This window comes from Micromonospora sp. AB353, assembly GCF_049538395.1.
Classification (GTDB): domain Bacteria; phylum Actinomycetota; class Actinomycetes; order Mycobacteriales; family Micromonosporaceae; genus Micromonospora; species Micromonospora aurantiaca.
In genome coordinates this window covers 60,998-87,641 of record NZ_JBMVFV010000003.1, presented here as the reverse complement: position 1 = coordinate 87,641, position 26,644 = coordinate 60,998, and the positions used below count along the sequence as shown (strand labels likewise).

The following is a 26,644-nucleotide window of genomic DNA, read 5'->3' as shown; positions in this document are numbered from 1 at the left end:
CCGCCCGGCTCAACGGGCCGGGCGGCGCAGCCGCAAAGCCTGGGCGATGTAGTCGAACCCGGTGACCACGGTGACCACCACGGCCGCGCCCATGATCCACGGGCCGACCGCGGCGAGCGCCTCCGGCATCGGCCAGAGGTACCAGGTGATCGCCAGGATCTGCAGCGCCGTCTTGACCTTGCCGCCCCGGCTGGCCGCGATCACGCCGTGCCGGATCACCCAGAAGCGCAACCCGGTGATGCCCAGCTCACGGGCCAGGATCACCACCGTCACCCACCAGGGCAGCCGGTCGTAGACGGAGAGCAGCAGCAGAGCGGCGCCGGTGAGCGCCTTGTCGGCGATCGGGTCGGCGACCTTGCCCAGCGAGGTGACCAGTTCGTACCGGCGGGCGATCCAGCCGTCGACCAGGTCGGTCGCGGAGGCCACCACGAAGATCAGGCAGGCCGTCATCCGCCAGCCCGCGTGGCTCATGCCGGAGGCGATCACGGTGGCCACGAAGACCGGCACCAGCATCAGGCGCGCACCGGTGAGCACGTTCGCCGCGTTGAACAGCGGTACGGGGGCAGCGGCCGTCGACTCCGCTCCCGTCATGTCCCGCATCGCCCCACGTGGCTTCCCCGCTCCATCAGGGCCCGCCGTCACCGTACCGCGCCGGGCGCCGCCGAGATCATCTCATCCGGTACGGCTACCAGATCCACGCCCTCGGTCGCCGTGACAGTGGCCCGGACCAGGTCACCGGGGCGCAGCGCGGCCAGATCGACGCCGCCGCCGACCGGCGCCACGAGCGTGGTCGAGCCGTCGACCTCGGGCGCCTGGTGGGCGGCCCGCCCCTCCACCACGCCGTCGGCGATCGAGTCCACGAGCACCTCCACCGTCGCGCCGAGGCGCTCCTCGGCGCGTTGCGAGCAGAGTTCGTCGGCCAGCGCGCTGAGCCTGTCGTACCGCCGCTTGATCGTGGCGGCGGAGACCTTGCCGGTGAGTCCGGCGGCCTCGGTGCCGTCCTCGTCGCTGTAGTCGAACATGCCGATCGCGTCCAGCCGCGCCTCGGTCAGGAACCGGACCAGCTCGGCCACGTCCTGCTTCGTCTCGCCGGGGAAGCCGACGATGAAGTTGCTGCGCGCACCCGCGTCCGGCGCCAGCGCGCGGGCGGAGGCGAGCAGTTCCAGGAACCGGTCGGTGGAGCCGAAGCGCCGCATCCGGCGCAGCACCGGCTCGCTGGAGTGCTGGAACGACAGGTCGAAGTACGCGGCCACGCCGGGCGTGGTGGCGATCACCTCGACCAGGCCGGGCCGGGTCTCGGCGGGCTGGAGGTAGCTGGCACGGACCCGCACGATCCCGTCGATCGCGGCGAGCTGCGGCAGCAGCTTCTCCAGCGCGCGGGGGTCACCCAGGTCCTTGCCGTACGAGGTGGAGTTCTCGCTGACCAGCACCAGCTCGCGGACGCCGGTCTTGGCCAGCCACTCGGCCTCGGCGAGCAGCTCGTCCGGGGTACGCGAGACGAACGCGCCCCGGAACGCCGGGATGGCGCAGAACGCGCACCGCCGGTCGCAGCCGCTGGCGAGCTTCAGCGAGGCCACCGGGCCGGTGTCGAGCCGGTGCCGCAGCACCTGCCGCAGGTGGGCCGGGGTGTGCGCGTCGGTCTCCGGTGCGACCCGGGCCGGGGTGCCGTGCCCGGGTAGCGACACCGCCGCGTCGCGGCGCTTCACCGGGGTCAGCGGCAGCAGTTCCCGCCGGTCCCGGGGGGTGTGCGCGCCGATCGCCTCGCCGGCGAGCACCGAGTCGAGGCGGGCGGCGATGTCCGGGTAGTCGTCGAAGCTGAGCACGGCCTGCGCCTCGGGGAGACTGTCGGCCAGCTCACGGCCGTACCGCTCGGCCATGCACCCGGCGGCGACGACCTTCGCGCCGGTGTCGGCGGCCGCCAGCAGCGTCTGGATCGAGTCCTGCTTGGCCTTCTCGACGAACCCGCAGGTGTTCACCACCACCACGTCGGCGCCCTCGCCGTCGGTGGTGACCTGCCATCCGTCGGCGTGCAGCCGGGCGGCCAGCTCCTCCGAGTCGACCTCGTTGCGAGCGCAGCCGAGGGTCAGCAGGGCGACGCGGCGCCCGTCGGATCGCGGGGTGGAGGAGGAGGCAGACACCATCCGAGGGTACCGGGCCGGTTCCGGTGCGCCGCGCACCCGTCCGGCCAGGGTCAGCGCGCGGACACGGCCACCCGGGCCAGCCGATCGAGGAGGAACACCTCCGTGCCGGCCAGGCCGGTGGAGCAGAAGACCGAGATCTGGTCCGCGGTGGTCCGGCCGGGAGCCGCGCCGGCCAGCACCGCGCCCAGGTCGCGCAACCGCCCGGCGTACGGCTCGACGGCGGCGAGCATCGGCGGGACGTACGCGGCGGCCTGCCCGGGTGAGTCGGTGACCAGCAGGTCGGCGGCGTCGAGCAGGTCGGTGCCGAACTCGTGCCTGTCGACCTGCTTGAAGCCGACGGTGTTGACGTGGGTGCCGGGGGCCAGGTCGGCGGCGTCGAGCACCGGGACGGTGCTGGTGGTGGCGAGCACCACGACGTCCCGGTCGCGTACCGCGGCGGCGGCCGAGCCGACGGCGCGGGCCGGCACGCCCAGTTCGGCACGGACCCGCGCGGCGAACGCGTCCCGCCGGGCCGCCGAGCGGCTGTACACGGTCACCTCGCGCAGCGGCCGGACCGCCGCCGCGGCCCAGACCTGGGTCCACGCCTGCCGCCCGGACCCCACCACGCCGACGGTGGCGGCGTCCGCGCGGGCCAGGGCGTCCACCGCCACGCCACCGAGTCCTCCGGTACGCCGGGAGCCGAGTTCCTCGCCGACGGCGATGGCGCGTACCGCGCCGGTGCTCGCGTCGTGCAGCACGACGAGCTGGCCGCTCTCCGGGTGGCCGAACGTGTCGTACGAGCGGAAGCCGTACCACTGCCCGGTGAGGTGCCCGGCGGTGAGCACCATCCGGCCCCCGCCCAGCGGCGCGGACGCCCGGGGCGGGGCGATGAGCCGCCCGGCGTGCGCGGCCAGCAGCGCGTCCCGCATGGCCGCGACGGTGAGCGGGGCGTCCACGGCGGCCGCGACGTCGTCGTCGGAGAAGAGCAGGGTCATGACATCCATCCTGCAACTTGAAGTTGACGTCAACTCCACTCATGGTGGGCTTTCTCACCCCGCCGCCGGTCCGGCCCGCCCGGTGCTACCGTCGGCCACGACGGCCCGCGGGCCGTCCCGGACGAGTGGTGGGCGTACCCGGTCAGGCCAAGACGCCCCGCGTGACCCAACCGCCGCCCGGCCCGCTCCGCGCCGGGCCCGCCCGTCAGAGGTGATGTCCCATGGCCTGGATCGTGCTGGTGATCTCCGGACTCCTGGAGACCGCGTGGGCGATCGCGCTTGATCGCAGCGCCGGTTTCACCCGTCCGCTCCCCTCCGCCGTCTTCGCCGTCACCCTGGTCGGCAGCATGGCCGGCCTGGCGTACGCGCTGCGCGACATCCCGGTCGGCACCGGCTACGCGGTGTGGGTCGGCATCGGTGCGGTGGGTACCGCGCTGGTCGGGATGCTCGCGCTCGGCGAGCCGGTCAACCTGCCGCGCGTGGCCTGCCTGCTGCTGGTGGTGGCCGGTGTGATCGGGCTGAAGCTGTTCAGCTGATCGGGTGGACGCGCGGCACGGGCCGCCGGCAGCCCCGACGGCCCGTCCCTACGCGTCCGACCTCGGTCAGACGCTGTCCTTGCTGCACAGGAACGTGCACGTGTCACAGGTGATGAAGGAGCCCGCCACGCAGCATCCCTCCGCCCGGGTGCCGACGCCGTCCTCCGGCAGTTCCTGCAGTGCGTCCACGTCGTAGCTCATGGATCGCCTCCCCTATCGCGAGATGGTGCAGCCGAAGCAGGTGACCACGGACAGCCACGGGTCGCAGCAGGTCGCCGACGCCCGCAGGTTCAGGTGCTCGGTCTCGGGCATCTGCTCGAGTACCTCGAGTTCGATGGCCGCTTCCGGCCAATCGAATCGTGCGCTCATTCCCGCCTCCTCAGTTGTCGGTGTTCGTGCAGGTGCCGCAGGTGACCCAGCTGTAGACGCTCGCCAAGCCGCACAGTGCGCTGACCATGCAGCAGCACCCGGCCGCCGCGATGCCTACCGACGGGTCGAGTTCCGCCAGTTCCTGCAGCGCCTGCACGTCGTCGACGACGTACTCCCGCTCAAGCAGTGCGTTCCCCATTACTTCCTCCTTTCCGGGGTTTGGTCCGGCAGCAGACCATCCAGCATCCACATTCGCTCTCCACCATTTCGGAGGCGATGCAGGAATGCGAGAACACCCGCCAGCCCGACGTTGAATCCGATTGTTATATCCCGGCCCGACTCGCCCGGGACAACCATGCGCCCGCGGTGGTACACATTGCGAGCGTGAATACATGCGGCGATTTCCTCAGCCCACTCGCGATAGGTGTCGTCGCCGAATGCGGCGGCCATGTCCAGCAGGAGCTCGCCGCTACTGGCGAGACCGTGACACGCCACCGGGGTCAGGAACCACTTGTCCCGGCGCAGCGCGACGGCGGCGCCCCGCAACAGTTCCTCGTAGCGGGCGTCCCCGGTTGACCGCCAGAGGCGGAGCAGGAAGGCGCCGACTCCGGCGGATCCGCTACACCACCAGGTGATGCCGGGGTCGATGCCGGCCTCCCGCTTGGCGGCGTCTCCACTGGGCCAGAGGGCGGCCGGGCCCTCCCACTCCACGACCGAGGCGAGCAGGTCGCCGCCCGCGCGGGCCAGTTCCAGGTACCTGTCGTCGTTCAGGGCGTGCGCGGCCACGAGCAGGAAGTGGCACATGCCCGCGACTCCGTGCGCGTACCCGAAGTGCGTGAGCCCGGCCAGCGCCGAGTCGAACGACTCCGGCACCATCCAGCGCACCCCGTCCGGGCCCGTCACCACGGCGTCTGCCAGGCCGTCAGCGGCGGCCTTCGCCCGCTGCCTGAAGTCGGGGTCCTGGGTCGCCGACCAGAAGTACAACTGCGCCATCCCCAGGCCGGCAGTCCCGTGCGTCATGTCCGGATTAGGCCACCGGACCGGGGCCAGCTTGGCGTAGCGGGCAGCCTGAGCGACGAGATCGGGGTTGTCCAACGCCGCCCCCGCACTGTGCAGCGCCCAGGCTGCACCCGAGCGGCCAAAGTAGAGGCCGGGCAGGACGCGGGTGTCGTCGCGCAGGCGCGCCGCCAGCCAGCGGCTGGCCACAGCCAGGCCGGGACGCAGGTCGGAAGCGGCCGGAGTGCCCGCCGCACGCGCCAGGTAGGCCACCACTCCACCGGCGCCAGCCTGCACGTTGCACGGATCGTTGGTGACACCCAACGCCTCCATCGGTGGCCACAGGTGGGGCTGGTCAGGCCTCATCGCGTCCACGATGTATGCGGTGCCGTCGTCCACCAGCAGCCGCACCACGTCCTCCGACGCGCGACCCGCCGGTTCGGGCACCCGAACGTCGGGGACCGCCTGCCCGGGGTCATCCAGGAAGTCGATGACCCGGTCGATCGTCCATCGCATTCCTGGCTGCTCGGTGAGGAGACCGCCGATCAGCGGCGCGAGTTGGCGCGCGGCCTCGCTCTGCGGCAGGGCGACGGCAAGGATAGTCGCGATCCGATCTCCCACCGTCCGGCCGGGCGCCTCGTCGGCGTGCAGGTAGGGCTCCATGCAACTGGCCAGGTAGAGCAACGTCGCACCGAGGCTGTAGAGATCGGCCGGGTAGCCTGACGCCGGCCCCCAACTCGCTGTCCGCACGACCTCCGGCGCACCGTAGCCCGGCGTGTAGACCCGGGGCACCATGTCGCCGGGACCGGCGAAGAACTCGACGTCGATGAGGCGTACCCGCCCGTCGTCCTCGATGATCACATTTCCGGGCGACAGGTCCCGGAGCACGAGGTTCGCCCCGTGGATCGTGGCCACCGCCGCGGCCAGCTGACGCGCCACGTCGAGCACCTCGTCAGCCGCCAGGAGACCGCCGTCCCGCTGACGTGAACGTTCCTCCACCCAGTGACGCAACGGTTGGCCCTGGATCTCCTCCTGAACCAGGAAGATGTGGTCACTCTGCGCGAAGAGGGCCAGTTTGCGCGGGGTGAAGCCGTGTGGCTCGAACTGTTCGAGCATCCGCGCCTCATACCGCAGCCGGTCCTGCGCGGTTTCCCCCGAGGGGTCAACACCGACGTGCGGACGAGCCTGCTTGATGACCACCGTCGCATCGGTGGCCGTGTCCTCGGCGCGATAGACACCCCCGCGGTTGGAGTGCCGGATCGCCTTCCGCACCACGTATCGGTCGGCCAGCTTCACCGGCCCGCCGCGTCGATCCGCCGGCCTCGGTTCGGGCATGTCCTCGAACGGCCGGGGCGCCCACTCGGGTGGGCTGAACCATGCCTCCCGGTCGTCCTTGATCCACGTGCCGTCCGGCGCCACCAGCATGGGTGAGTAGCTGCCGTCGCTGTTGAGCACGTCGTTGGCGCGGAATCCGCCGTAGCGGTAGTGCACCACGCCGCCCGGTCGGTACGGCCGGTCGGACAGGATGGCCGGTCCCACCATTCCCTCGGTCGCCCGGTGCAGGGCCTCGGCGAGCAGCCGGAAGTGGTTGTCGTCGTCCGGGTAGACCGTGATGAACTTGCCGCTGTTGCCTCGAGGGCAGCGCGGCGAGTTCAACTCCTCCACCAGCGACGTGCTACGCGCGAACTTGAATGCCGCCTGCTCGGCGAGGAGAACCATGGCGGCCCGCTCCAGCGTCTGCGCCGCCTCGGGAAGAGTCGTGGACACGTGCAGCTTCCACCCCTGGAGACGGCGGCAGTGGGACGGCGGCTCCACATAGCACCACGCCTCGTTGGCCCGCAACCGCCAGGTTTCGGTGGCCACCTTCGCCATCGCGCGGTGCAACGCCTGGAGGTATTCCTCATCCACCGGATGTGACTCCAGCGAATATCTCAACTCCGACAGTTCGTTCATCTCGCCTCCGCCGGTCCAATCGGTACGCGCGTCAATGTTTAAGTAACGTATCGGCCGGTAACCCTGCCTTAACAGGATGGAGTTGCCGTTGACAGCTTTAGGCCAACCGCCGACTCGGATCCTGTATGACAACTCAAAGCTGCATCTACGGGGGACGTATGTTGCACGGGGAAGCAGAGAGCCGGGTTCCGGACGCGGACATGCTTGCCGGGCTGGTGCCGGATCGGCTGGCCGAGGGCTACTCGACGTTGGTGAGCCACGGGACCGTCGACCTCACCGGCTCGAGCCCGGTCGAGGACCGAGACCTGGTCGAGGATCTGGTGGACTGGGGCCTGGCCCGTCGACAGGGGACGGTCAGACCGGAACTGAGGCCGGTGGAGCCGCTGGTGGCGTTGGAAAGCTCGTTGGAGCACCTGCACGAAGAACTGGCGCGGCGTCACCGCGCACTCCTCGACGGGCACCACCGGCTTCGGGAGTTGCAACGTGACTACTTCGCCGGTGGAGCTGACGGCCCGACCTCTCAGCCCTTCCGCGTCCTGAGCGACGACGAGGTCCTGGACGTGACCGTGGGCATGGCCAACACCGCGACCGAGGACGCGATGGCGATCGTCAACGACACCGACGGCGCCATCATGAGCACCATCCGCAGCGACGTCGCCATGCGGCGCGACCAGCCCGTGCGCAAACGCGTACTCTACGACCCGTCCGCGCTCAGCCTGCCTGACGGGACAGCCGACGATCCGCGGGAAGCGCCGGAGGAGATGCGGGCTTTGAGCGGGGTTCCCCTCGAGCTGCACATCGTCGACGAGCGGGCTGCGGTAATCCCGCTGCGGGCCGGCTCCTACCTGTTCATCCGGTCACGACTGGTGACCCGAGCGTTGCGGCACTACTTCGAGTTGCTCTGGCAACGGGCCCGGCCGCTGGGCGAGCACCGGCAGGAGGAGGGCCACCTCACGCGGGCGCAGCATGACGTGCTGGTGCTCATGTCGTGCGGCCTCAAGGACGAAGCGATCGCGCGGCGGACCGGCATGAGTGTTCGAACCGTACGACGCCATGTGGGCGTGGTGATGGATCTGTTGTCGGCGGACACCCGGTTCGCCGCCGGCGTCGAGGCGCAACGTCGCGGTTGGCTGTGACAGCGCGGGCGACCGGTCACGCGACGAGCAGCTGGTGGCGTGCCAGTTCTCGGTAGAGGCCGCTGCGGTCGGTCAACTCGCCGTGGGATCCGACGTCGACCACTCGACCGTCATCGAGCACGACGATCTGGTCGGCGTTCACCACGGTCGAGAGCCGGTGCGCGACCACGATGAGAGTCCGTCCCTCGGCGGCCCGACCGATGGTCTCCCGCAACCGCGCTTCGTTACGCGCGTCGAGATTGCTGGTCGGTTCGTCGAGCAGCAGGATAGGCTGATCGGCCAGGAGGCTGCGGGCTATTGCGAGGCGTTGGCGCTCACCCCCGGACAGCCGCACTCCGTGCTCGCCGACCTCGGTGTCGAGCCCGTGGGTCGAACGGCGAAGGACATCTTCCAGCCGCACCCGCCGCAGCACGCGCATCATCTGCTCGTCGTCCGCGTCTGCTGCCGCCAGACGAAGATTGTCCCGCAGCGTTCCGGCCAGGACGGACGCCTCCTGCTCCACGTATCCCAGCTGACCGCGCAAGTCGGTGAACGACAACGAGCGCACGTCCACCCCGCCCACCCGTACACATCCGGACCCGACGTCGTAGAAGCGTTCGATCAGCATGAGCATCGTCGACTTTCCGGCCGCGGACGGACCCACCAGCGCGGTGTGCGTCCCCGCCGGCACCCTGAAGCTCACATCTCTGAGCACGGGAGGGCCATCCGGATAGCTGAAGCTGACCCGGTCGAACTCGACCGCCGCTTGGACCGGACCCACGACCAGCCGGTCCCGTACGAACTCGACCCCCGGCCCGGATCGCTCGCTCGGCATCCGGAGCACCTCCTCGATGCGCTCCAACGCCGCCAGGCCACTCTGTAACTGTGCGTAGGCGTGCATCGCCTGAGCCAGCGGCATCGACATGTAGAAGAGGAAGAGCACGAAGGCCACGAGGGACCCCACCGTCATCCGGCCGGCGGCGACCTGGCTGCCTCCGAGGCCGAGGACGAGCAGCAGAACGAACTGTAGGGCGACGGAGTTCAGCGGCCCCACCAGAGCCTGATGACGCGCCAGCCGCATACCGGCGGCAGCGGCGGCATCAGCGTGCACACCGATGACCTCCGCCTCGCGGTCATCCGCCCGGTTCGCACGAATGGTCCTGATGGCGGTTAGCGCTCGCTCGACCGCGGCCGTCATGTCCCCGACCCGGCTCTGTGCCTCCCGCGAAAGCTTCCGGATCGGACGAACGCTGAACGAACCGACCGCGACGACGACCGCCAGCCCGATCAACGTGGCCGCGAGAAGCTTCCAGTCGATCAGCGCCATGCCCACCGTGGCACCGACAACGAGGATCGCGCCGGTCGCCAGGTCGAACAGCCCGGATGTCACCACCGCCCGCAACAGGGTGGTGTCGGCGCCGAGCCGTGACAGCAGGTCGCCGAGGCGGCGGTCGTCGTACTCGGCGATCGGCAGCCGGAGCATGTGCCGCGCCAGCCGCCGCCGGGTCTCCCGGACGACATGTTCCCCGGTCCGCTGCAGGACGAGGTCCCGGACGGCGGTGACGACAGCGGCGGAGACGAGGACGACCACGAGCAGTGCGACCAACGCCGTCACGCCGCGTCCGGCGGAGAGCAACTCGATCACCGCACGCGTCAACAGCGGCTGGCCCAGCGCGAGACCGGCTCCGAGCAACGAAAGTAGCCCGGCCAGGGCGACGCTCCCCCACCGTCCGCGCAGGTACGGGGTGAGCGACCGGAAGGTGACCGAGGAGGACGACGCCGAGGAGGAACCGCCATTCATCGACATGACGTGAGGCTAATCCGCCGCACGCGACCGAGCCGAGCCGTCCGGGGGCAGGACATCCTGCCACTGGCCGACAGTTGCCGCAGGCGGCGTCAGTCCTCGCCGCCGCGCAGGCCGGCCAGGACCTCCTCCAGCTCGTCCGGCTTGACCAGCACGTCGCGGGCCTTGGAGCCCTCCGACGGGCCGACCACGCCCCGCGTCTCCATCAGGTCCATCAGCCGGCCCGCCTTCGCGAAGCCGACCCGCAGCTTGCGCTGGAGCATCGAGGTCGACCCGAACTGCGAGGTGACCACCAGCTCGACCGCCTGCACGAGCAGGTCCAGGTCGTCGCCGATGTCCTCGTCGATCTTCTTCTTGCTGTCCTGCGCCGGGGCAAGCACGTCCGGGCGGAACTCCGGCTCGCGCTGGTCCTTGCAGAACTTCACCACGTCGGCGATCTCGCGCTCGGTCACCCAGGCGCCCTGGATGCGCTGCGGCTTCGACGCGCCCATCGGCAGGAACAGGCCGTCGCCGCGGCCGAGCAGCTTCTCCGCGCCCGGCTGGTCCAGGATGACCCGGGAGTCGGCGAGCGAGGAGGTGGCGAACGCGAGCCGGGACGGCACGTTCGCCTTGATCAGGCCGGTGACCACGTCGACCGAGGGCCGCTGCGTCGCCAGCACCAGGTGGATGCCGGCGGCCCGGGCGAGCTGGGTGATCCGGACGATGGAGTCCTCCACGTCGCGCGGCGCGACCATCATCAGGTCGGCCAGCTCGTCCACGATCACCAGCAGGTACGGGTACGGCCGCATCTCCCGCTCGCTGCCCGGCGGCGCCTTGATCTCGCCGTTGCGCACCTTGCGGTTGAAGTCGTCGATGTGCCGGACCCCGTTGGCGGCGAGGTCGTCGTAGCGCATGTCCATCTCGCGGACGACCCACTCCAGCGAGTCGGCCGCCTTCTTCGGGTTGGTCACGATCGGCGTGACCAGGTGCGGGATGCCCTCGTAGCCGGTCATCTCGACGCGCTTCGGGTCGATCAGCAGCAGCCGCACCTCGTCCGGGGTGGCCCGGGTCAGGATGGAGACCAGCAGCGAGTTGAGGCAGGACGACTTGCCCGCGCCGGTGGCGCCCGCGATCAGGATGTGCGGCATCTTCGCGAGGTTTGCCACCACGTAGCCGCCCTCGATGTCCTTGCCGAGCGCCACCACCATCGGATGGTGGTCGCTCGTCGCCTCGCGGGAGCGCAGCACGTCGCCGAGCGACACGTTCTCCGGGTCGGTGTTCGGGATCTCCACGCCGACCGCGCTCTTGCCCGGGATCGGGCTGAGGATCCGGACGTCCGGCGACTTCACCGCGTACGCGATGTTGCGGGACAGCTGGGTGATCCGCTCGACCTTGACACCCGGCCCCAGCTCCACCTCGTACCGGGTGACTGTCGGGCCGCGGGTGAAGCCGGTGACGGCGGCGTCCACGTCGAACTGCTCGAAGACGCCGGTCAGCGCCGCGATCACCTCGTCGTTGGCCTTGCTGCGGCTCTTCGGCTTGGCGCCGCTGCCGAGCAGGTTCGCCGGCGGCAGCGTGTAGTCGCCGGCGAGCCCGGTCAGCGCGAGCTGCTCGGCCCGGGTGGGCAGCGGCGAGTGCTCCGGCGGCTCGACCGGCTTGCGGTTCGCCGGCACCTTCGGCGGCTTGCGCGGCAGGACAAGCGTCTCCTGGAGGTCGACGCCGGCGAGCTCGTCGTCCGGATCCAGCGGCTCCAGCGGCGACGGCATCCGCTTCGCGGGCCGCTTGCGGGCCGGCTTCGCCGGTGCCTCCTCCTCGGCGAACTCCTCGTCGGCGTCGGCCCCGGCCGGGCCGGCGCGCAGGCCGAGCCGCTCCGGGATCTTGTTGATCGGCGTCGCGGTGACCACGAGCAGGCCGAACACCAGCAGCAGGAGCAGCAGCGGCATGGCCACCCAGGCGGTCACCGCCGACTTCAGCAGGTCACCCACGCCCGCGCCGATCAGGCCACCCGCGAAGTCACGCTGGACCTCGTCGACCGGGTTCTGCCCGATGTGCAGCATCGCGGCGGTAGCCAGCATCATCGAGCCCCAGCCGACCAGGCCGCGACCGCGGTGCTCCGGGTCGGCCGGGGTCCGCATCAGCCGCCACGCGCCGACCATGAACAGCACCGGAAGGATTATCGAGATGGCACCGATGAACAGCCGTACGGTGTCGGCCAGGTGCCGGCCCACCGGCCCGGCGCCGCCGCCCCAGATGCCCACCGCGCTGAGGATGGCCAGGCCGAACAGCAGCAGCCCGGCTCCGTCGCGGCGGTGCTCCGGATCCAGCTCCCGGGTGGACGCGGCCTGCCGCCCGGCCGCCCGGAACGTCCAGCCGACCGTGTGCGCAAGTCCCATCCAGACGGCGCCGACCGCTCGGCCGACGAACGCGGCAGGGCTCGGCCCGGGAGCCGGTCGCCGCCGCGCCGGCTTCCGCGCCGCCGCCTTCTTCGCCGGTTGCCGGGCGCGGTTGTTCGTGGTGCCACGCGGCGACGCGCCGCGCCGCCGGCTCGCCTGAGAGGTACGGCCCGCCATAGAGTCACGGTAACGGCGGCACCCGGTGGATCGCCGCTTTTCCGGGTCGTGTCCGCGCGTCGCAGCACGGGTCGGACCGTCGTTTGTGTTATTCGCCTCAGAAGGGATGCCCGATGGCGTCGCCGGAGATCGAGGACGGTCCGGACGGTCCGCTGGCCGGACACCCGCAGGAACTGCGCCCGCTGACCGGTGAGCTGATCGCCGCCGTGCTCGGCCACCGGGGGTACGCGGTGGCCGAGGAACCCGACGGCGCGCTGGTGGGCCGCTGGGAGCGGAACCTGATCTGGTTCCACCTCCGGGGCGCGGCCGGTGAGCTGCTCCAGGTGCGCACCGTCGTCGCGCACCACTTCGGCATCGAGCGCGTGCCCGAGCTGCACGCGTTCTGCAACACGTGGAACCACGACCGGCTCTGGCCGAAGGCGTACGTGCACGTCGCCGACGACGGGTCCGCCCAGGTGTGCGGCGAGGTCACCACCGACCTGGAGCGCGGGGTGACGCCGCACCAGCTCGACCGGCTCGTCGACTGTGGCGTGACCACCGGGTGCCAGCTCGCCGCCGCCGTCGACGAGTTGGCCGGCGGGACGCTCCGGTGACCACGGCACGCGACAGGGGGCTGGCCGCCGCGCTCGCCGACGCCCGGGACCGGCCCGACGGCGCGGAGCGCTGCGCCGAGCTGGAGCGGATCGCGTCGCGGGCGGACGCCACCGGCGATCCGCGTACCGCGGTGTCGGCGCGGTTCGCGCTGGTCGAGGCGTACCTGCACCGGGGCGAGCGGTGGCGGGCGGTGGAGCCGGTCCGCCGGATGCGGGCCACGCTGGACGGGCACCCCGGGCTGCTGGACGCCCGCCCGGACGAGCTGACCCGGCTGCGCCGGCATCAGCGGCAGGCGGTGGAGGCGTCGTTCGGCACTCCCCGGGTGGGCCTGGACCAGGCCCGGTCCCTGTTGGACGCGCTCGCCGGGGAGCTGGGCGAGGACGCCGCGCCGGTGGCGGAGCTGCGCTGCCGGCTCGCCGACCACCTCGGCGACGAGCCGGCGGCCCGGCGGGCGTACGAGCGCTGGTCGGCGGCGGACGCGAACGACCCGGTGGGTGGCTGTGCGGGGTGCGCCCCGGCGCGACGGGCCGACCTGCTGGCCGGCTGGGGCGAGCCGGACGCGGCACTGGCGGCGCTGGCACCGGCGCTGACCGGCTGGGTCGAGCCGCAGGCGCCACCGACCCGGCGGGGCGAGCGGCAGGCGGCGGCGGCCGGCGCGACGGCCTGCACCGACCAGCCGGAACGGGCGCTCACCGTGGGGCTGCTGCCGTGGCTGCGTACCGGCGCGGTGACGCGGGCCGCCCGGGCGCACGTGTACGCATACCGCCGGCACCGTAGCGAGAAGACGGCGTTCCCGCTGCTCGCCGCGCATCTGCGCTTCTGCGCGCTGGGCGGCTACCTGCATCGTGGGCTGGAGATCCTCACCGAGCAGCTGCCCGAGCTGGACCGCCCGGCCGATGACCTGTCCGCGATGGAGTTCGCGGCGGCGGGCGCGCTGCTGTGCGGACTGGCCGCCGAGGCCGGGCTGGGTGGGCGGCGCATCCACCGCCCGGGGCACGGTTCCCGGCCGGCGGCCGAGGTGGACGTGGCGACGCTGGGTACGCAGTTGCAGGCACTGGCGACGGCGCTGGCCGGCAGCTTCGACGCCCGCAACGGCACCGGGCACCAGTCCGGCCGGATCGCCTCCTGGCTGGCCGAGCGGCCGCTCGCCGCGCCGGTGTCGCTGGCTGCCGAGAGCGAGTTCGACGAGGAGCCGGACGCCGAGGATCCGGCCGACCCCCTGCCGCCCGGGCCGGAGGAACCGGCACCGCTGGACGCGGCGCTGCTCGCCGCCGCGCTCGACGCCCGGGGCGAGCCGTACACGCTTGAGCCGGACGGCACGCTCGCCGGCCGGTGGGGCGAGGCCACGATCCAGTTCCGCCTGCTCGGCCGGGACGGCGACGTGCTGCACGCCCGGGTGGTGGCGCAGCGGCGGCTGCCGGCCGGGCGGCGCGCCGAGGCGTACGCGTTCTGCAATGCCTGGAACCACGATCGGCTGCTGCCCGCCGCGTACGTGCACGAGCCCGGCGACGGGACGCTGGTGCTGGCCGCGGGCGTCTCCACCGACCTGTCCTGCGGGGTGGCCCCGGCGCAGCTCGCGGTGCTGGTGGCCGCCGCGGTCCGCACGGGCACCGCGTACGCCGAAGCGGTCGCCGCGCTGCCCTGAGCCACACCGAGGTGGCAGTACCCGGACGCGGCGCGGCCCCCGACCACCGGGCGGTGGTGATTCCCGGAGGAACCGTGCCGCCGACGCGGCGCGGCCCCCGACCACCGGGCGGTGGTGATCGGGGGCCGCGGTCTGGGTGCGGCGGTCAGCGGGCGGAGAACGCCAGCGTGTACTCGCCGGAGCCGGACAACCCGACGACGCGGTACCGGTAGGCGCCGGCCGACGTCTCGGCGGTCAGCCGGGCCGTGCCGTCGGCGGTGGCCGCGCGGGCCACGGTGCGGAACGCGCCGCCGGTGAAGCGTTGCAGCTCCAGCAACATGCGGGCGCCGTCCGGCGCGGACAGGCACGCCTCCTGGGTGCCGTCGGGCACCCGGTAGAAGCGCCCGTCCGGCTGGACCTGGGTCCGTCCGGCGGCGATCCGGCCGGTGCGGCTCACCTGCCCGGAGCACTCGGTGTCGTCCGCCGGCGGGGTGGGCTCGGCGGTTGCGGGCGGGGTGGTCTCGCCGCCACCCGCCGGCGGCTGCGTGGGCGCGGGCTGGTCGCCCGCGGTGACGAGCGTCAGGTCGTTGCGCTGGAGGATCTCGTTGACCGGCTGGAAGAACGTGGTGCCGCCCCGGGTGCAGTCGCCGGATCCGCCGGACGTGACGCCCTGCGCCTGGTCGCCGGAGAGCCACGCGCCGCCGGAGTCACCCGGCTCGGCGCAGACGTTCGTCCGGGTCAGTCCGGTGACGGTCCCCTCCGGGTAGTTGACCGTGGCGTTCTTCGCCTGGATCAGGCCGCAGCGGGTGCCGGTGGTGGAGCCGGACCGGCAGATCGACGCGCCCACCGGCGCCTCGGTGGAGCCGTTCACCGCCACCGTCCCGCCGTCGGCGAAGTCGGTCACCACGCCCTGTGGCGTCCAGTCGGCGTTCACCCGCACGAACGCCCAGTCGTCACCCGGGAACGAGGACGCGGCGAACGTGCCCTGGGCGACCCGGTTCGATCCGGTGGTGCGGTCCCCCGGCCGGCCGCAGTGCCCGGCGGTGACGAACCCGCCGACCACGGAGAAGCCGACCGAGCAGCGGCCCGCGTTGTTGATCAGGTAGGCGTCGCCGCCCCGCACGTCGAACAGCGGACGCGGAGCCTCGTCGGCGGTCCGCACCCGGACCATCCCGGCCTTCGACCCGGCGGCGGCGGCGAGCCGGCGGCCGTCGGCCTCCGCGCCCGGCCGGGCGATCACGACCACCGTGTTGTCTGCCACGTCGACGTACCAGCCGGCCACGTCCGGGCTGGCGTCGGCGCCCGCCGCGTCCAGCCGGCTCTTGACCGCGTCCAGCTCGGCGACGCCCCGGGCCACCCGCTTCGGGACCGCGCCCGCCGCACGTACCCGCGCCTCGCCGGCCGGGTCGGCCACCGCCACGGTGAGCGTGGCGCCGTCCGCGCTGAGCCAGCTGCCCCCGTAGCCGGCGCCGAGTTCGCCGCGCAGCCGGGTGACGGTGCCGGCCGCCCACCGCTCGGTCCGCAGCCGCTTCGCCGCCTGGTCGCGGGTCAGCGCGAGGTCGCGGCCCATCGCGTCGAGGACCTCCGGCGCGATGCCGTCGGCCGCCGGCGCGGCCCGCCGGGGTTCCTCACCGGCGAACGACGGTACGGTCACCGCCGCCGTCAACCCGGCCGCCGCCACCAGTACGCCGATGACTGTCATCCGTCTGCGGTCCATCCGCCACGCTCCTCCCGATCGGCGCAGGGGCACGCCGGCCATCGGGAGGTACGGAGACGGACGCCGATCGGATGAGTGCCGGCGGCACGTTTCGACGCGCCGTGTCGGGGCGTACCCGGAAAGCGACGGCGCCGGCCCACCGCGGACGGTGGACCGGCGCGCGGCGCTGCCGGGTCAGACCTCGACGACGGTCGGGACGATCATGGGCCGACGGCGGTACGCGTCGTTGACCCAGCGGCCCACCGTGCGGCGGACGATCTGCTGGAGCTGGTGCGGGTCGGTGATGCCGTCCGCGGCGGCCCGGTTCAGCGCCTCGGTGACCAGCGGAACCACCGGGTTGAACGCCTCCGGGTCCTCGGAGAAGCCCTTCGCGGAGACGGTCGGGCCGGCGACCACCTTGCCGGTGACCGAGTCGACCACCACCGTCGCGGCGATGAACCCGCCGTCGCCGAGGATGCGGCGCTCGGTGAGCAGCGACTCGCTGACGTCGCCGACGGCGAGGCCGTCGACGTAGACGTACCGGCTCTTGACCCGGCCGACCAGGCTGGCGCGGCCCTCGACCAGGTCGACCACGTCGCCGTCCTCGCAGAGCACGACCCGGTCCGGAGCGACGCCGGACTCGATGCCGAGCCGGGCGTGCGCCCGCAGGTGCCGCCACTCGCCGTGCACCGGCATCAGGTTGCTCGGGCGTACGACGTTGAGCAGGTAGAGCAGCTCACCGGCCGGGGCGTGGCCGGAGACGTGCACCTTCGCGACGTCCTTGTGCACCACCACGGCACCGGCCCGGGCCAGTCGGTTGATCACCCGGTAGACCGAGGTCTCGTTGCCCGGCACCAGCGAGGACGCCAGCACCACGGTGTCGCCGGGCGCGATGGTGATGTGCCGGTGGTCGCCGCTGGCCATTCGGCCCAGCGCGCTCATCGGCTCGCCCTGTGAACCGGTGGACATCAGCACGATCTGCTCGGGCGGCAGGTTCGTGGCCTCCTCGATCCCGACCACCAGCCCGGCCGGGATGTTGAGCAGGCCCAGGTCGCGGGCGATGCCCATGTTGCGGACCATGGACCGGCCGATCAGCGCCACCTTGCGGCCGTGCTCGACGGCCGAGTCGAAGACCTGCTGCACCCGGTGCACGTGTGAGGCGAACGAGGCGACGATGATCCGCCCCTTGGCCTTCGCGAAGATCGAGTCGAGGACCGGGCCGATCTCCTTCTCCGGCGTGACGAACCCGGGGATCTCCGCGTTCGTCGAGTCGGACAGCAGCAGGTCGACGCCCTCGGCGCCGAGCCGGGCGAACCCGGCCAGGTCGGTGATCCGCCCGTCGAGCGGAAGCTGGTCCATCTTGAAGTCGCCGGTGTGCAGCACCAGGCCGGCCGGCGTACGGATGGCCACCGCGAGCGCGTCCGGGATCGAGTGGTTCACCGCGAAGAACTCGCACTCGAACGGGCCCAGCCGTTCCCGGCCGCCCTCCCGCACGGTCAGCGTGTACGGCTGGATCCGCCGCTCGGCCAGCTTCGCCTCGACGAGCGCAAGCGTGAACTGCGAGCCGACGAGCGGGATGTCCGGCTTGTGGGCGAGCAGGTACGGCACCGCGCCGATGTGGTCCTCGTGGCCGTGCGTGAGCACGATCGCCTGCACGTCGGCCAGCCGGTCCAGGATCGGGCCGAAGTCGGGCAGGATCAGGTCCACGCCCGGCTGCTCGACGTCGGGGAACAGCACCCCGCAGTCGACGATCAGCAGCTTGCCGTCGTACTCGAAGACGGTCATGTTCCGGCCGATGGCGCCGAGTCCGCCGAGCGGGATGATCCGCAGGCCGCCCTCGGGCAGCGGCGGGGGCAGTTCACCCTCGATGTGCGCCTCGGTCACGCGTCACCTCATTCTGCGACGCCGTCGCGCGGCGTCCGTCGTGTCGTTGATTCATTCGGGCAGGGGCAGGCCCGCCGCGGCGCAGTCGGCGCGCAGCTGGGCCAGTTCGTCACCGGTGGCGTCGACGAGCGGCGGCCGCACCGGACCGGCCGGGCGACCCTGCGTCCCCAGGCCGGCCTTGACCAGGATCGTGCCCTGGGTGCGGAAGATGCCGGTGTAGAGCGGCAGCAACCGCCGGTGCAGGGCGAGCGCCCGGGCGTTGTCGCCCGCCTCGAACGCCTCGATCATCTGCTTGGTCAGCGCGCCGGTGAAGTGGGTGGAGGTGCCGACCACGCCGACCGCGCCGATCGACAGCATCGGCAGGGTGAGCGCGTCCTCGCCGCTGTAGTACGCCAGGTCGGTGCGGCTGAGCACCTCCGCGGTGGCGAGCAGATCGCTCTTGGCGTCCTTCACCGCGACGATCCGGCCGTGCTCGGCGAGCGTGACCAGCGTCTCGGTGGCGATCGCCACGCCCGCGCGGTGCGGGATGTCGTAGAGCATGACCGGCAGGCCGGTCGAGTCGGCGACCGTGGTGAAGTGACGCAGCAGCCCGGCCTGCGGCGGCTTGTTGTAGTACGGCGTGACCACCAGCAGGCCGTGCGCACCGGCCTTCTCGGCCTGCGTGGCCAGCTCGACGGTGTGCCGGGTGTCGTTGGTGCCCACCCCCGCGACGATGCGGGCCCGGTCACCGACCGCCTCGACCACGGTGCGGATCAGCGACTCCTTCTCCGCCTCCGTGGTGGTCGGGGACTCACCGGTGGTGCCGTTGAGGACCAGCGCGTCGTTGCCCTGCTCGTCGACGAGGTATTCGGCCAGCCGGGCGGCACCCTCGAGGTCCAGGCCGCCGTCCGGCGTGAACGGGGTCACCATGGCCGTCATCACTCGCCCGAACGGGCGCGACGCGCCCCGGCTCGGGGCGGCGGAGTGGTCGTGCGTCATGCTCACAACCTAGCGGACGGCCGCCGGTGGCCCGGCGGCGAAGGGCGACGAGTCACTCGGCGTGCGGCGACGCTGCCACCTCGGTGCCGTCGGGCAGGGTGGAGATCTCGAAGTCGGCGAAGACGTTCGGCGCGACACCCTTGAGCTGGCGCAGGCACTCCACCGCCAGCTCGCGGATCTCCACGTCGGCGTGCTCGGTGGCGCGCATCTTCACGAAGTGGCGCCAGGCCCGGTAGTTGCCGGTCACCACGATCCGCGTCTCGGTGGCGTTCGGCAGCACCGCCCGGGCCGCCTGGCGGGCCTGCTTGCGGCGCAACGTCGGGTTGGGCTCGTCGGTGAAGCGGGCCTCCAGCCCCTCCAGCAACTCGGTGTACGCCCGCACCGCCGCGTCGGTGGCCTCGACGAACTTCTTGTGCAGCTCCGGGTCGTCGGCGATCACCGACGGCTCGACCATCGCGGCGTCCCGCTCGGGCACGTAGCGCTGGGAGAGCTGCGAGTAGGAGAAGTGCCGGTGCCGGATCAGCTCGTGCGTGAACGAGCGGGAGACGCCGCTGAAGTAGAAGCTCACCGAGCCGTGCTCCAGCACGCTCAGGTGGCCGACCTCCAGGATGTGCGCCAGGTAGCCGGCGTTGGTGGCGGTGGCCGGGTTCGGCTTCTTCCAGCTCTGGTAGCAGGCCCGGCCGGCGAACTCGGCGAGCGCCTGCCCACCGTCGGCGTCGGTGGACCAGGGCACCTCTTCGGGCGCCTGGAACTGGGTCCACGCGATCAACTTGACCTGGGGCTGAACCATCTCCGGCATTCCTGCGACTGTAGTGGCCGCGCCCCCCACCGTGGAAATCGGGCACGCGGTTGCAGCCGTCGGCGTGGCGGCCTGCCGCGGCGAGATCTTGGTAGGAAAGCGCCCCTCTGGGGGCCGTTTCGTACCAAGATCTCGCGAGGGCTCCGCTCCGGTCAGACGTAGAGCGAGGTGAAGGGGGCCCAGGGGAGGTTGCGGACCACCGAGAAGACCCCCCAGGCGGCCAGGAACACGCCGATGACCTTGGGGCTGAACTGGGCCTCGGGCAGCCTCCAGCCGAACGCCCGGTTGCCCGCCCAGGCCACGAAGAGCCAGGTCAGGAACGGCAGCGCGAAGACGAACAGGAAGTGGTGCCGGGCTGCGGCGGGCAGGTCGCCGTGCAGCACGTACCAGAGCGCGCGCGTGCCGCCGCAGCCCGGGCAGTCCAGCCCCGTGGTCAGCTTGAGCAGGCAGGTCGGTGCGGCGTCCGGGTCGCTGCGGGTCGGGTCGCTGATCAGCGCGTACGCGACGCCGAGGCCGACGCAGCCGAGCGCGGCGAGCGGCACCGCCCAGCGCGGGGCGCGGGCGTGCAGGCGCATCACCAGCCGGGTGAGCCGGTCACTCTCGACCGGCTGGTACGCCGCCGGGTAACCCCCCGGCCACGGCGCTCCGGGCGCTCCGGGCGCTCCGGCGGGAGCGTGCGCGTGCGTCTCGGCGTGCGAAGGCTGCCCGGCGTACGCGTAAGCGTGCGCCTCGCCCCGCGGCCCGGACTCCGGCTGCGCGGGCCCGTGCGGGTGCGGCTCGGTGTGCGGGTCGGGCGCGGTGGCAGGCCGGTCAACGCTCGTCACGCGCTCACCGTACACCGGCCACGCCCACCAGCGCGGCGGCCAGCGGCCCCGCGAGGTCGCCCGCGGCGGGCGGCGCGACCGCGTCCAGGCCGAGCCAGCCGGCGAGCCGGTACAGCTCGGCGGCGAGCGCCACCGCGGTCTCCCCCGGGTCGGCGCCCGGCTCGATCCAGGCGGCGGGCACCAGCAGCGCCCCGGCCTTCCGGTCGGCCTTCAGGTCGACCCGGGCGGTGAAGCGCTCGCCCTGGCGGAACGGCAGCACGTAGTAGCCGTAGACCCGCTGCGGCGCCGGCACGTAGATCTCGATCCGGTAGGTGAAGCCGAACAGCCGCTCGGTGCGTGCCCGCTCCCAGACCAGCGGGTCGAACGGGCTGACCAGCGTGTTGCCGCGGACCCAGCGGGGCAGCCGCGCGTCGGCGTGCAGGTAGGCCGGCTGCCGCCAGCCCTGCACGGTGACCGGGGTCAGCTCGCCGGCCTCGACCAGCTCGGCCACCGCCCGCCGCGCCCCGGCGACCGGGAGCCGGAAGTAGTCGCGCAGCTCCGGTTCGGCGGCGACACCGAGCGCACGGGCGGCGATCGACACGAGCGACCGGTGCGCCTCGGCGTCGGTCGGGGTGGGCGCGTCCAGCACGGCGGCCGGGAGCACCCGCTCGGGCAGGTCGTAGCGGCGGGCGAACGAGTTGGTGCGGTCGGCGGCGGTGACCTCGCCGGCCCAGAACAGGAACTCCAGCGCTCGCTTCACGGCCGACCAGTTCCAGCCCCAGTTGCCGGTCTCCCGTGGGGCGTCGTGCTCGATCTCGGCCGCCGTCAGCGGCCCCCGGGCGGCCACCTCGTCACGGACCCAGGCGACCAGCTCGGGCTGCTCCTCGGCGATCCGGCGCATCCCGCCCCACGCCTCGTCGCGGGCCTTGGCCATCCGCCAGCGCAACGCCGGATGCAGCCCCACCGGCACCAGCGACGCCTCGTGCGCCCAGTATTCGAACAGCTCACGCGGGCGGCCGTAGGCAGCGGTGTCCAGCAGGGCGGTCGGGTAGGGCCCGAGCCGGCTGTAGAGCGGCAGGTAGTGCGCCCGCTGGAGCACGTTCACCGAGTCCATCTGGATCAGCCCGACCCGGTCGAGCACGCGGCGCAGATGGCGGCGGGTGGGCACGCCGGTGGGCGCCGGGTCGGCGAAGCCCTGGGCGGCCAGGGCGACCCGGCGGGCCTGGGCGAGGGAGAGCGATTCCGGTACGGCCATCGCCGGCGACCCTAATCCAGCGGTACGACATCAGGAGCGGCGGCTGGACCGATCGCCCGCCGGGGCATAGAACGGACAGGTGCTCACCATTCGCCGGGAGGAACCGGACGACGCCGAGGCGATCGCCCGCGTGCACGTCCACGGCTGGCAGGCCGGGTACGCCGGGATCATGCCCGAGGAGGTGCTGACCCGGCTGAACCCCCGCGCCTGGGCACAACGCCGCCGCGACCTCGGCACCGCCGACCCGGAGCACCCGTTCACCACGCTCGTCGCCGAGGACGGCGGCACGATCGTCGGGTTCACCACGTTCGGGCCGTACCGGAACAACCAGGATCGCGGCGACCTCGACCCGGCGCACGGCGAACTGCTGGCGATCTACCTGGAGCCGGCGCACTGGGGCTCGGGCGCCGGCCGGACGCTGCTCGCGGCGGCGCGCGACGGGCTGGCCGAGCGGGGCTGGACCGGGTACCGGCTCTGGGTGCTCGCCGACAACGCCCGCGCCCGCCGCTTCTACGAACGGGCCGGGCACCTACCGGACGGTGAGGAGTCCACCTATCCGGTGCCGCTCTCCGGCGGGCGCACCCCGATCCTGCTCCGCGAGCTGCGGTACACCACCGGCGGCTGACCCGGCCGGGACACCGTCGCCGGGACGCCCACCGCCGGCCGGGCTGAGCCAGCGCCGGATCGGCAGCCCGAGCAGCAGCGCCAGGCTGATCCACACGTACGTGTTGCTGCCGACGAAGCCGTCCACGCCGGTGAAGTCCTTCTCCCAGGACCAGACGATCCGGCTGCACAGCAGCGCGTACCCGATCAAGGCGGCGGCCAGCAGCAGACGGCGCCGCCGGCTGCGCGCGGGCGCCGCCATGCCGTTGTCCACGAGCAGGATCAGCCCGGGCAGCAGCCAGACCAGGTGGTGCACCCAGGTCACCGGGCTGACCAGGCACATCACGGCACCGGTGAGGGCCAGGCCGGTGGCCTCGTCGCCGGCGGCCACCGCCGCCCGCGAACGCCACGCCCACACCACGAGCGTCAGGAGTACGAGCGCCAGCCAGGCGATCGTGCTGGGGTGCTGCGGGTCGAGCCGGGCCACCACCCCGCGCAGCGACTGGTTGGAGACGAACGCCAGCTCACCGACCCGGTCGGTGTTCCACAGCGCCTCGGTCCAGAACTCCCGGGAGGCATCAGGGAAGAGACCGGCGGCCACCAGCGTGGCGACGGCGGCCGTGCCGACAGTGGTCAGCGCGGCCCGCCAGCGGCCGGTGACCAGCAGGTAGACGATGAAGATGCCGGGCGTCAGCTTGATCGCGGTGGCCAGGCCGATGCCCACGCCCGCCCAGCGGCTGCGCGCCGGCAGCAGCCACAGCAGGTCCACCGCCACCAGGAACAGCAGCAGCATGTTGACCTGGCCGAAGTTGACCGTCTCGCGCATCGGCTCGTACGCGGCGGCCAGGCAGAGCGCGACAGCGAGCGCGAACCAGCGCGTCCAGCCGGACCGGCGGGCCACCGGGTCGAGCAGCCGCCAGATCACCACGGCGCTCGCCAGCACCGTCGCGGTCACGCTCACCACGATCGCCGCACTCCACGGCAGGTACGCCATCGGCAGCATCACCAGCGCGGCGAACGGCGGGTAGGTGAAGCCGTACTGCGTGCCGGGGCGCAGGAAGTCGTAGATCTCCCCGCCGTCACGCGCCCAGTACGTCAGCGCGCCGTAGTAGACCTGCAGGTCGAAGAAGCCGTGCCGCACCGCCGCCACGGAGAGGAACACGGTGACCGCCGCGGCGAGCGCCACCACGGCGACGACCTGCGTGATCGTCCGCCCGGCACCCTGCGCCACCGTCACCCTCCTCGCCCTGCGTAGGCTCACGTGCCATGGCTGCAGGCTACGTCCGACCCGCGCGTCCCGAGGACGCCGGCGAGATCGCACGCATCCAGCTCGCGACCTGGCGGGTCGCGTACCGCCGGATCCTGCCCCGGCACGTGCTCGACAACCTCGACGAGGCGTACCTCGCGCGGCGGTGGAGTGCGGCGGTGCAGGAGCCGCCCTCGGGCGCGCACCGGGTGCTGGTCGCCGTCGAACAGGCGGCGCAATCGTATCTGGTGGGGTTCGTCGCCTCCGGTCCGGCCGACGCCGACGCGCTCGCCCCGGACGAGCCGGCCGAGGCGCTCGGTTCGGGCGTCGCGGCGGTGACGGACCTGCTTGTCGAGCCCCGGTGGGGGCGGCGCGGGCACGGCAGCCGGCTGCTCGCCGCGGCTGTCGACCACTGGCGCGCCGACGGGCTGACCCGGGCGGTGGCGTGGACGTTCGACGCCGACGTGGCGACCCGGAAGTTCCTCGGCTCGACCGGCTGGGAGCCGGACGGCGCGGCCCGGGCGCTGGACGTGGACGACATGCTCGTCCCCCAGCTCCGCTTCCACGTGGCGGTCCCGGAGACCGCAGAGGAAAATTCCTCAGCCGACCGATGAGTTTCCGCCCGGCCGCCGGTCCACCCTGTCGTGGGTGGGCCGGCGGTCCCGGCACGGGGCGGGACCGCCGGCCTCCGCTCACTCCTTGTCCGCGCCCTCGTTGGCACCCCGGACGAAGTAGCGCTGGAAGATCAGGAACAGCACCGCCACCGGGATGGTGGCCAGCAGCGCCGCACCGAGCTTCAGCGGATACTGGGTGCCCTTGCCGAGCGAGCCGCTGACCAGGTCGGCCAGCCCACGCGGCAGCGTGAACAGGTCCGGATCCTGCACCGAGACGAGGCTGTGCGGGAACTCGTTCCAGGAGCCCTGGAACGACAGGATGGTCAACGTGATCAGCGCCGGCCGGGCCATCGGAAGCACCACCGACCAGAACGTGCGGAACAGGCCGGCGCCGTCGATCCGGGCCGCCTCCTCCACGCTCACCGGGACCGACTCGAAGAACTGCTTCATGATGAAGACACCCGCCGCGTCGGCGAGCAGCGGCACCACCAGGCCGGCGTAGCTGTCGTAGAGACCGAGCTGATTGAGCACCAGGAACTTCGGGATGAGCAGCACCACCGGGGGCACCGCCATCACCGCGATGACAGCGGCGAACAGGCCGGTCCGGCCCCGGAACCGCAGCCGGGCCAGCGCGTATCCGGCCAGCGAGGCGAAGAACACCCGGCCGACCGTGACCAGCACGGTGACCAGCACCGAGTTGCCGAGCCAGAGCGGGAAGTTGGTGCCGGCGAAGATCCGCTCGAATCCGGCCAGGGTGATCGGGTCGGGGATCGGGGAGAGCGGGTTCGCCGCCGCGTCCGGCTCGGTCTTGAACGAGTTCCCGAGCTGGATCACGAACGGGTAGAGGTAGACCAGTCCGAAGAAGATCAGGACGGCGTACCCGAAGAAGCGGTTGACCCGGGCGCGCGGCAGGCGGTCGGCGCGGCGCGCGACGGGCGCCGGCCGGTCGGTCAGCACGGCCATGTCAGGACCCCTCCGGTATGCGTCGCCGCCGCCACCGGCCGCGCCGGGGCTCGTCCCGGTCGGCCATCAGGCGGCGCTGGAACAGGGTGAGCAGGATGATGATCAGGAACAGCACGAACGAGATGGCCGCGCCGGAGCCGTAGTCGAAGTCCCGGAACGCGGTCCGGTACGACAGGTACGCCGGGGTGAGCGTGGTCTTGGCCGGGTCGCCCTGGCTCATCACGTACACCTGGTCGAAGACCTGCCAGGAGCCGATCAGACCCAGCGTGACCACGAGGAACGTGGTGGGCTTGATCAGCGGCAGGGTCACGTGTCGGAAGCGCTGCCAGCGGCTCGCCCCGTCGAGCATGCCGGCCTCGTCGAGCGCCACCGGGACGTTCTGCAACGCGGCCAGGTACATCAGCATGAACGTGCCGGAGGTGGTCCAGATGACCAGGCAGATGATCGACGTCATCGCCACGCTGGGCCCGGAGAGCCACTCCCACCAGCTCAGCCCGAACGGGCCGCCCGAGGTGAGCGCGGCCGGCGGGCTGTCCAGCCCGAACGCGCCGAGCACCAGGTGCAGCACACCCCGACCGTCGGCGAACCACTCCGGCCCGTCGATGCCGAGCAGGGCGAGCAGCCGGTTGACCGCGCCGGAGTTGGCGAACAGGAAGAGGAACACCACGCTGATCGCCACCGAGCTGGTGACCGAGGGGAAGTAGAACGCGCTGCGGAAGAAGCTCTTACCCTTGAGCAGCCGGTTGTTGACCACCAGCGCGAGACCGAGCGCGAGCGCGGTCTGCACCGGCACCACGATCCCGACATAGTAGATGTTGTTGCGGATGGCGGTCATGAAGTCGCGCCGGGCGAGGCCGTCCTCGGTGAACAGCCGGCTGTAGTTGTCGGCACCGACGAACGGCACGTCGCCGGTGAACGGGCTGCCCTGCCCGTTCCAGTCGGTGAGACTCACCCAGAGCGCCATCAGGATCGGCAGCAACAGGAAGAGCCCGAGGATCACGATCACCGGCGCGACGAAGAGCCAGCCGGCGATGTTCTCGTTGCTGCGGATGCCGCCCGTACGGCGGCGTGGCCGGCCGGCCGGCGCGGTGCCCGGCGAGGCGAGCGTGTCCGTTGCCACTTCCCCTCCTCCCTCATCGGGGGAGGTG

General features: G+C 72.4%; 24 protein-coding genes and 1 riboswitch. Of the genes, 6 read left to right on the top strand and 18 right to left on the bottom strand.

What is annotated here, in order from left to right:
- Nucleotides 1-9 precede the first annotated feature (9 nt).
- The 3 genes from pgsA to ACPCK6_RS02405 are packed head-to-tail and all read right to left on the bottom strand — an operon-like array spanning nucleotide 10 to nucleotide 3,115.
- Nucleotides 10-591: a CDP-diacylglycerol--glycerol-3-phosphate 3-phosphatidyltransferase gene (pgsA, locus tag ACPCK6_RS02415; protein ID WP_396880380.1), complete on the bottom strand. Its 582-nt coding sequence runs from the start codon at nucleotides 589-591 to the stop codon at nucleotides 10-12.
- A 47-nt stretch (nucleotides 592-638) separates the two neighbouring features.
- Nucleotides 639-2,141: a 30S ribosomal protein S12 methylthiotransferase RimO gene (rimO, locus tag ACPCK6_RS02410; RefSeq protein WP_423480207.1), complete on the bottom strand. Its 1,503-nt coding sequence runs from the start codon at nucleotides 2,139-2,141 to the stop codon at nucleotides 639-641.
- Nucleotides 2,142-2,191: 50 nt separating this feature from the next.
- Nucleotides 2,192-3,115 (bottom strand): ornithine cyclodeaminase family protein, encoded by a 924-nt coding sequence (locus ACPCK6_RS02405; protein ID WP_396880378.1) that lies wholly within the window; start codon nucleotides 3,113-3,115, stop codon nucleotides 2,192-2,194.
- 96 nt (nucleotides 3,116-3,211) lie between these two features.
- Nucleotides 3,212-3,277, top strand: a riboswitch (guanidine-III (ykkC-III) riboswitch).
- A 59-nt stretch (nucleotides 3,278-3,336) separates the two neighbouring features.
- Here ACPCK6_RS02405 and ACPCK6_RS02400 point away from each other — a divergent pair.
- The gene (locus ACPCK6_RS02400; protein WP_194799812.1) at nucleotides 3,337-3,651 is read left to right on the top strand and encodes a DMT family transporter; all 315 of its coding nucleotides are present in this window, start codon (nucleotides 3,337-3,339) and stop codon (nucleotides 3,649-3,651) included.
- 66 nt (nucleotides 3,652-3,717) lie between these two features.
- On the opposite strand, the gene ACPCK6_RS02395 is transcribed toward ACPCK6_RS02400, so the two are convergent.
- Genes ACPCK6_RS02395 through lanL form a run of 4 tightly spaced genes read right to left on the bottom strand, consistent with a single transcriptional unit; the run spans nucleotide 3,718 to nucleotide 6,969 of the window.
- Nucleotides 3,718-3,852 (bottom strand): ALQxL family class IV lanthipeptide, encoded by a 135-nt coding sequence (locus tag ACPCK6_RS02395; protein WP_318332974.1) that lies wholly within the window; start codon nucleotides 3,850-3,852, stop codon nucleotides 3,718-3,720.
- Nucleotides 3,853-3,864: 12 nt separating this feature from the next.
- Nucleotides 3,865-4,020: a hypothetical protein gene (locus ACPCK6_RS02390; RefSeq protein WP_318332973.1), complete on the bottom strand. Its 156-nt coding sequence runs from the start codon at nucleotides 4,018-4,020 to the stop codon at nucleotides 3,865-3,867.
- Nucleotides 4,021-4,030: 10 nt separating this feature from the next.
- Entirely contained in the window at nucleotides 4,031-4,219 is a 189-nt protein-coding gene (locus tag ACPCK6_RS02385) for a hypothetical protein (RefSeq protein ID WP_318332972.1), read from the bottom strand.
- Nucleotides 4,219-6,969, bottom strand: coding sequence for a class IV lanthionine synthetase LanL (gene lanL / locus ACPCK6_RS02380; RefSeq protein WP_423480206.1), 2,751 nt, complete (start codon nucleotides 6,967-6,969; stop codon nucleotides 4,219-4,221). The genes ACPCK6_RS02385 and lanL overlap by 1 nt, the downstream gene beginning before the upstream one ends.
- A gap of 200 nt (nucleotides 6,970-7,169) precedes the next feature.
- Here lanL and ACPCK6_RS02375 point away from each other — a divergent pair, with 200 nt between their 5' ends.
- Complete coding sequence (locus tag ACPCK6_RS02375) at nucleotides 7,170-8,105, top strand: hypothetical protein (RefSeq protein ID WP_423480205.1); 936 nt, start codon at nucleotides 7,170-7,172, stop codon at nucleotides 8,103-8,105.
- 16 nt (nucleotides 8,106-8,121) lie between these two features.
- Here ACPCK6_RS02375 and ACPCK6_RS02370 read toward each other — a convergent pair whose 3' ends face one another.
- Together ACPCK6_RS02370 and ACPCK6_RS02365 are read right to left on the bottom strand one after the other, a co-directional pair.
- Entirely contained in the window at nucleotides 8,122-9,891 is a 1,770-nt protein-coding gene (locus ACPCK6_RS02370) for an ABC transporter ATP-binding protein (protein WP_423480204.1), read from the bottom strand.
- Between the two features lie 89 nt (nucleotides 9,892-9,980).
- Nucleotides 9,981-12,437, bottom strand: a complete 2,457-nt coding sequence (locus ACPCK6_RS02365) for an FtsK/SpoIIIE family DNA translocase (protein ID WP_318332968.1) — start codon at nucleotides 12,435-12,437, stop codon at nucleotides 9,981-9,983.
- A gap of 113 nt (nucleotides 12,438-12,550) precedes the next feature.
- On the opposite strand from ACPCK6_RS02365, the gene ACPCK6_RS02360 reads away from it, so the two are divergent.
- Nucleotides 12,551-13,030 carry a type III secretion system chaperone family protein gene (locus ACPCK6_RS02360; protein WP_423480203.1) on the top strand — a complete coding sequence of 160 codons (480 nt, stop codon included), beginning with the start codon at nucleotides 12,551-12,553 and terminating at the stop codon, nucleotides 13,028-13,030.
- The gene (locus ACPCK6_RS02355; protein WP_423480202.1) at nucleotides 13,027-14,676 is read left to right on the top strand and encodes a YbjN domain-containing protein; all 1,650 of its coding nucleotides are present in this window, start codon (nucleotides 13,027-13,029) and stop codon (nucleotides 14,674-14,676) included. The genes ACPCK6_RS02360 and ACPCK6_RS02355 overlap by 4 nt, the downstream gene beginning before the upstream one ends.
- 145 nt (nucleotides 14,677-14,821) lie before the next feature.
- On the opposite strand, the gene ACPCK6_RS02350 is transcribed toward ACPCK6_RS02355, so the two are convergent.
- The 6 genes from ACPCK6_RS02350 to ACPCK6_RS02325 form a co-directional block, all read right to left on the bottom strand.
- Nucleotides 14,822-16,372, bottom strand: a complete 1,551-nt coding sequence (locus ACPCK6_RS02350; RefSeq protein ID WP_423480201.1) for a S1 family peptidase — start codon at nucleotides 16,370-16,372, stop codon at nucleotides 14,822-14,824.
- A gap of 174 nt (nucleotides 16,373-16,546) precedes the next feature.
- A complete protein-coding gene (locus ACPCK6_RS02345; protein WP_135243833.1) occupies nucleotides 16,547-18,235 on the bottom strand; it encodes a ribonuclease J in 1,689 nt (562 codons plus the stop codon).
- A gap of 51 nt (nucleotides 18,236-18,286) precedes the next feature.
- Complete coding sequence (gene dapA, locus ACPCK6_RS02340; protein ID WP_423480200.1) at nucleotides 18,287-19,213, bottom strand: 4-hydroxy-tetrahydrodipicolinate synthase; 927 nt, start codon at nucleotides 19,211-19,213, stop codon at nucleotides 18,287-18,289.
- A 52-nt stretch (nucleotides 19,214-19,265) separates the two neighbouring features.
- Nucleotides 19,266-20,003 carry an FAD-dependent thymidylate synthase gene (gene thyX / locus ACPCK6_RS02335; RefSeq protein WP_026268015.1) on the bottom strand — a complete coding sequence of 246 codons (738 nt, stop codon included), beginning with the start codon at nucleotides 20,001-20,003 and terminating at the stop codon, nucleotides 19,266-19,268.
- A 161-nt stretch (nucleotides 20,004-20,164) separates the two neighbouring features.
- On the bottom strand, nucleotides 20,165-20,851 hold the full coding sequence (locus ACPCK6_RS02330) for a DUF2752 domain-containing protein (RefSeq protein ID WP_423480199.1): 687 nt from the start codon (nucleotides 20,849-20,851) through the stop codon (nucleotides 20,165-20,167).
- A complete protein-coding gene (locus ACPCK6_RS02325) occupies nucleotides 20,841-22,070 on the bottom strand; it encodes a winged helix-turn-helix domain-containing protein (protein WP_423480198.1) in 1,230 nt (409 codons plus the stop codon). The genes ACPCK6_RS02330 and ACPCK6_RS02325 overlap by 11 nt, the downstream gene beginning before the upstream one ends.
- Nucleotides 22,071-22,149: 79 nt before the next feature.
- On the opposite strand from ACPCK6_RS02325, the gene ACPCK6_RS02320 reads away from it, so the two are divergent.
- Nucleotides 22,150-22,695 carry a GNAT family N-acetyltransferase gene (locus ACPCK6_RS02320; protein WP_396880372.1) on the top strand — a complete coding sequence of 182 codons (546 nt, stop codon included), beginning with the start codon at nucleotides 22,150-22,152 and terminating at the stop codon, nucleotides 22,693-22,695.
- Here the strand turns inward: ACPCK6_RS02320 and ACPCK6_RS02315 are convergent.
- Nucleotides 22,600-23,904, bottom strand: a complete 1,305-nt coding sequence (locus ACPCK6_RS02315) for a glycosyltransferase family 87 protein (RefSeq protein WP_423480197.1) — start codon at nucleotides 23,902-23,904, stop codon at nucleotides 22,600-22,602. The two genes, ACPCK6_RS02320 and ACPCK6_RS02315, sit on opposite strands and share 96 nt — an antisense overlap.
- A 35-nt stretch (nucleotides 23,905-23,939) precedes the next feature.
- Here ACPCK6_RS02315 and ACPCK6_RS02310 point away from each other — a divergent pair, with 35 nt between their 5' ends.
- Entirely contained in the window at nucleotides 23,940-24,533 is a 594-nt protein-coding gene (locus tag ACPCK6_RS02310) for a GNAT family N-acetyltransferase (protein WP_423480196.1), read from the top strand.
- A 78-nt stretch (nucleotides 24,534-24,611) separates the two neighbouring features.
- Here ACPCK6_RS02310 and ACPCK6_RS02305 read toward each other — a convergent pair whose 3' ends face one another.
- Both ACPCK6_RS02305 and ACPCK6_RS02300 read right to left on the bottom strand, forming a co-directional pair.
- Nucleotides 24,612-25,496 (bottom strand): carbohydrate ABC transporter permease, encoded by an 885-nt coding sequence (locus ACPCK6_RS02305; RefSeq protein WP_423480195.1) that lies wholly within the window; start codon nucleotides 25,494-25,496, stop codon nucleotides 24,612-24,614.
- A 1-nt stretch (nucleotide 25,497) separates the two neighbouring features.
- Nucleotides 25,498-26,616, bottom strand: coding sequence for a carbohydrate ABC transporter permease (locus ACPCK6_RS02300; RefSeq protein ID WP_423480194.1), 1,119 nt, complete (start codon nucleotides 26,614-26,616; stop codon nucleotides 25,498-25,500).
- Nucleotides 26,617-26,644: the final 28 nt, after the last annotated feature.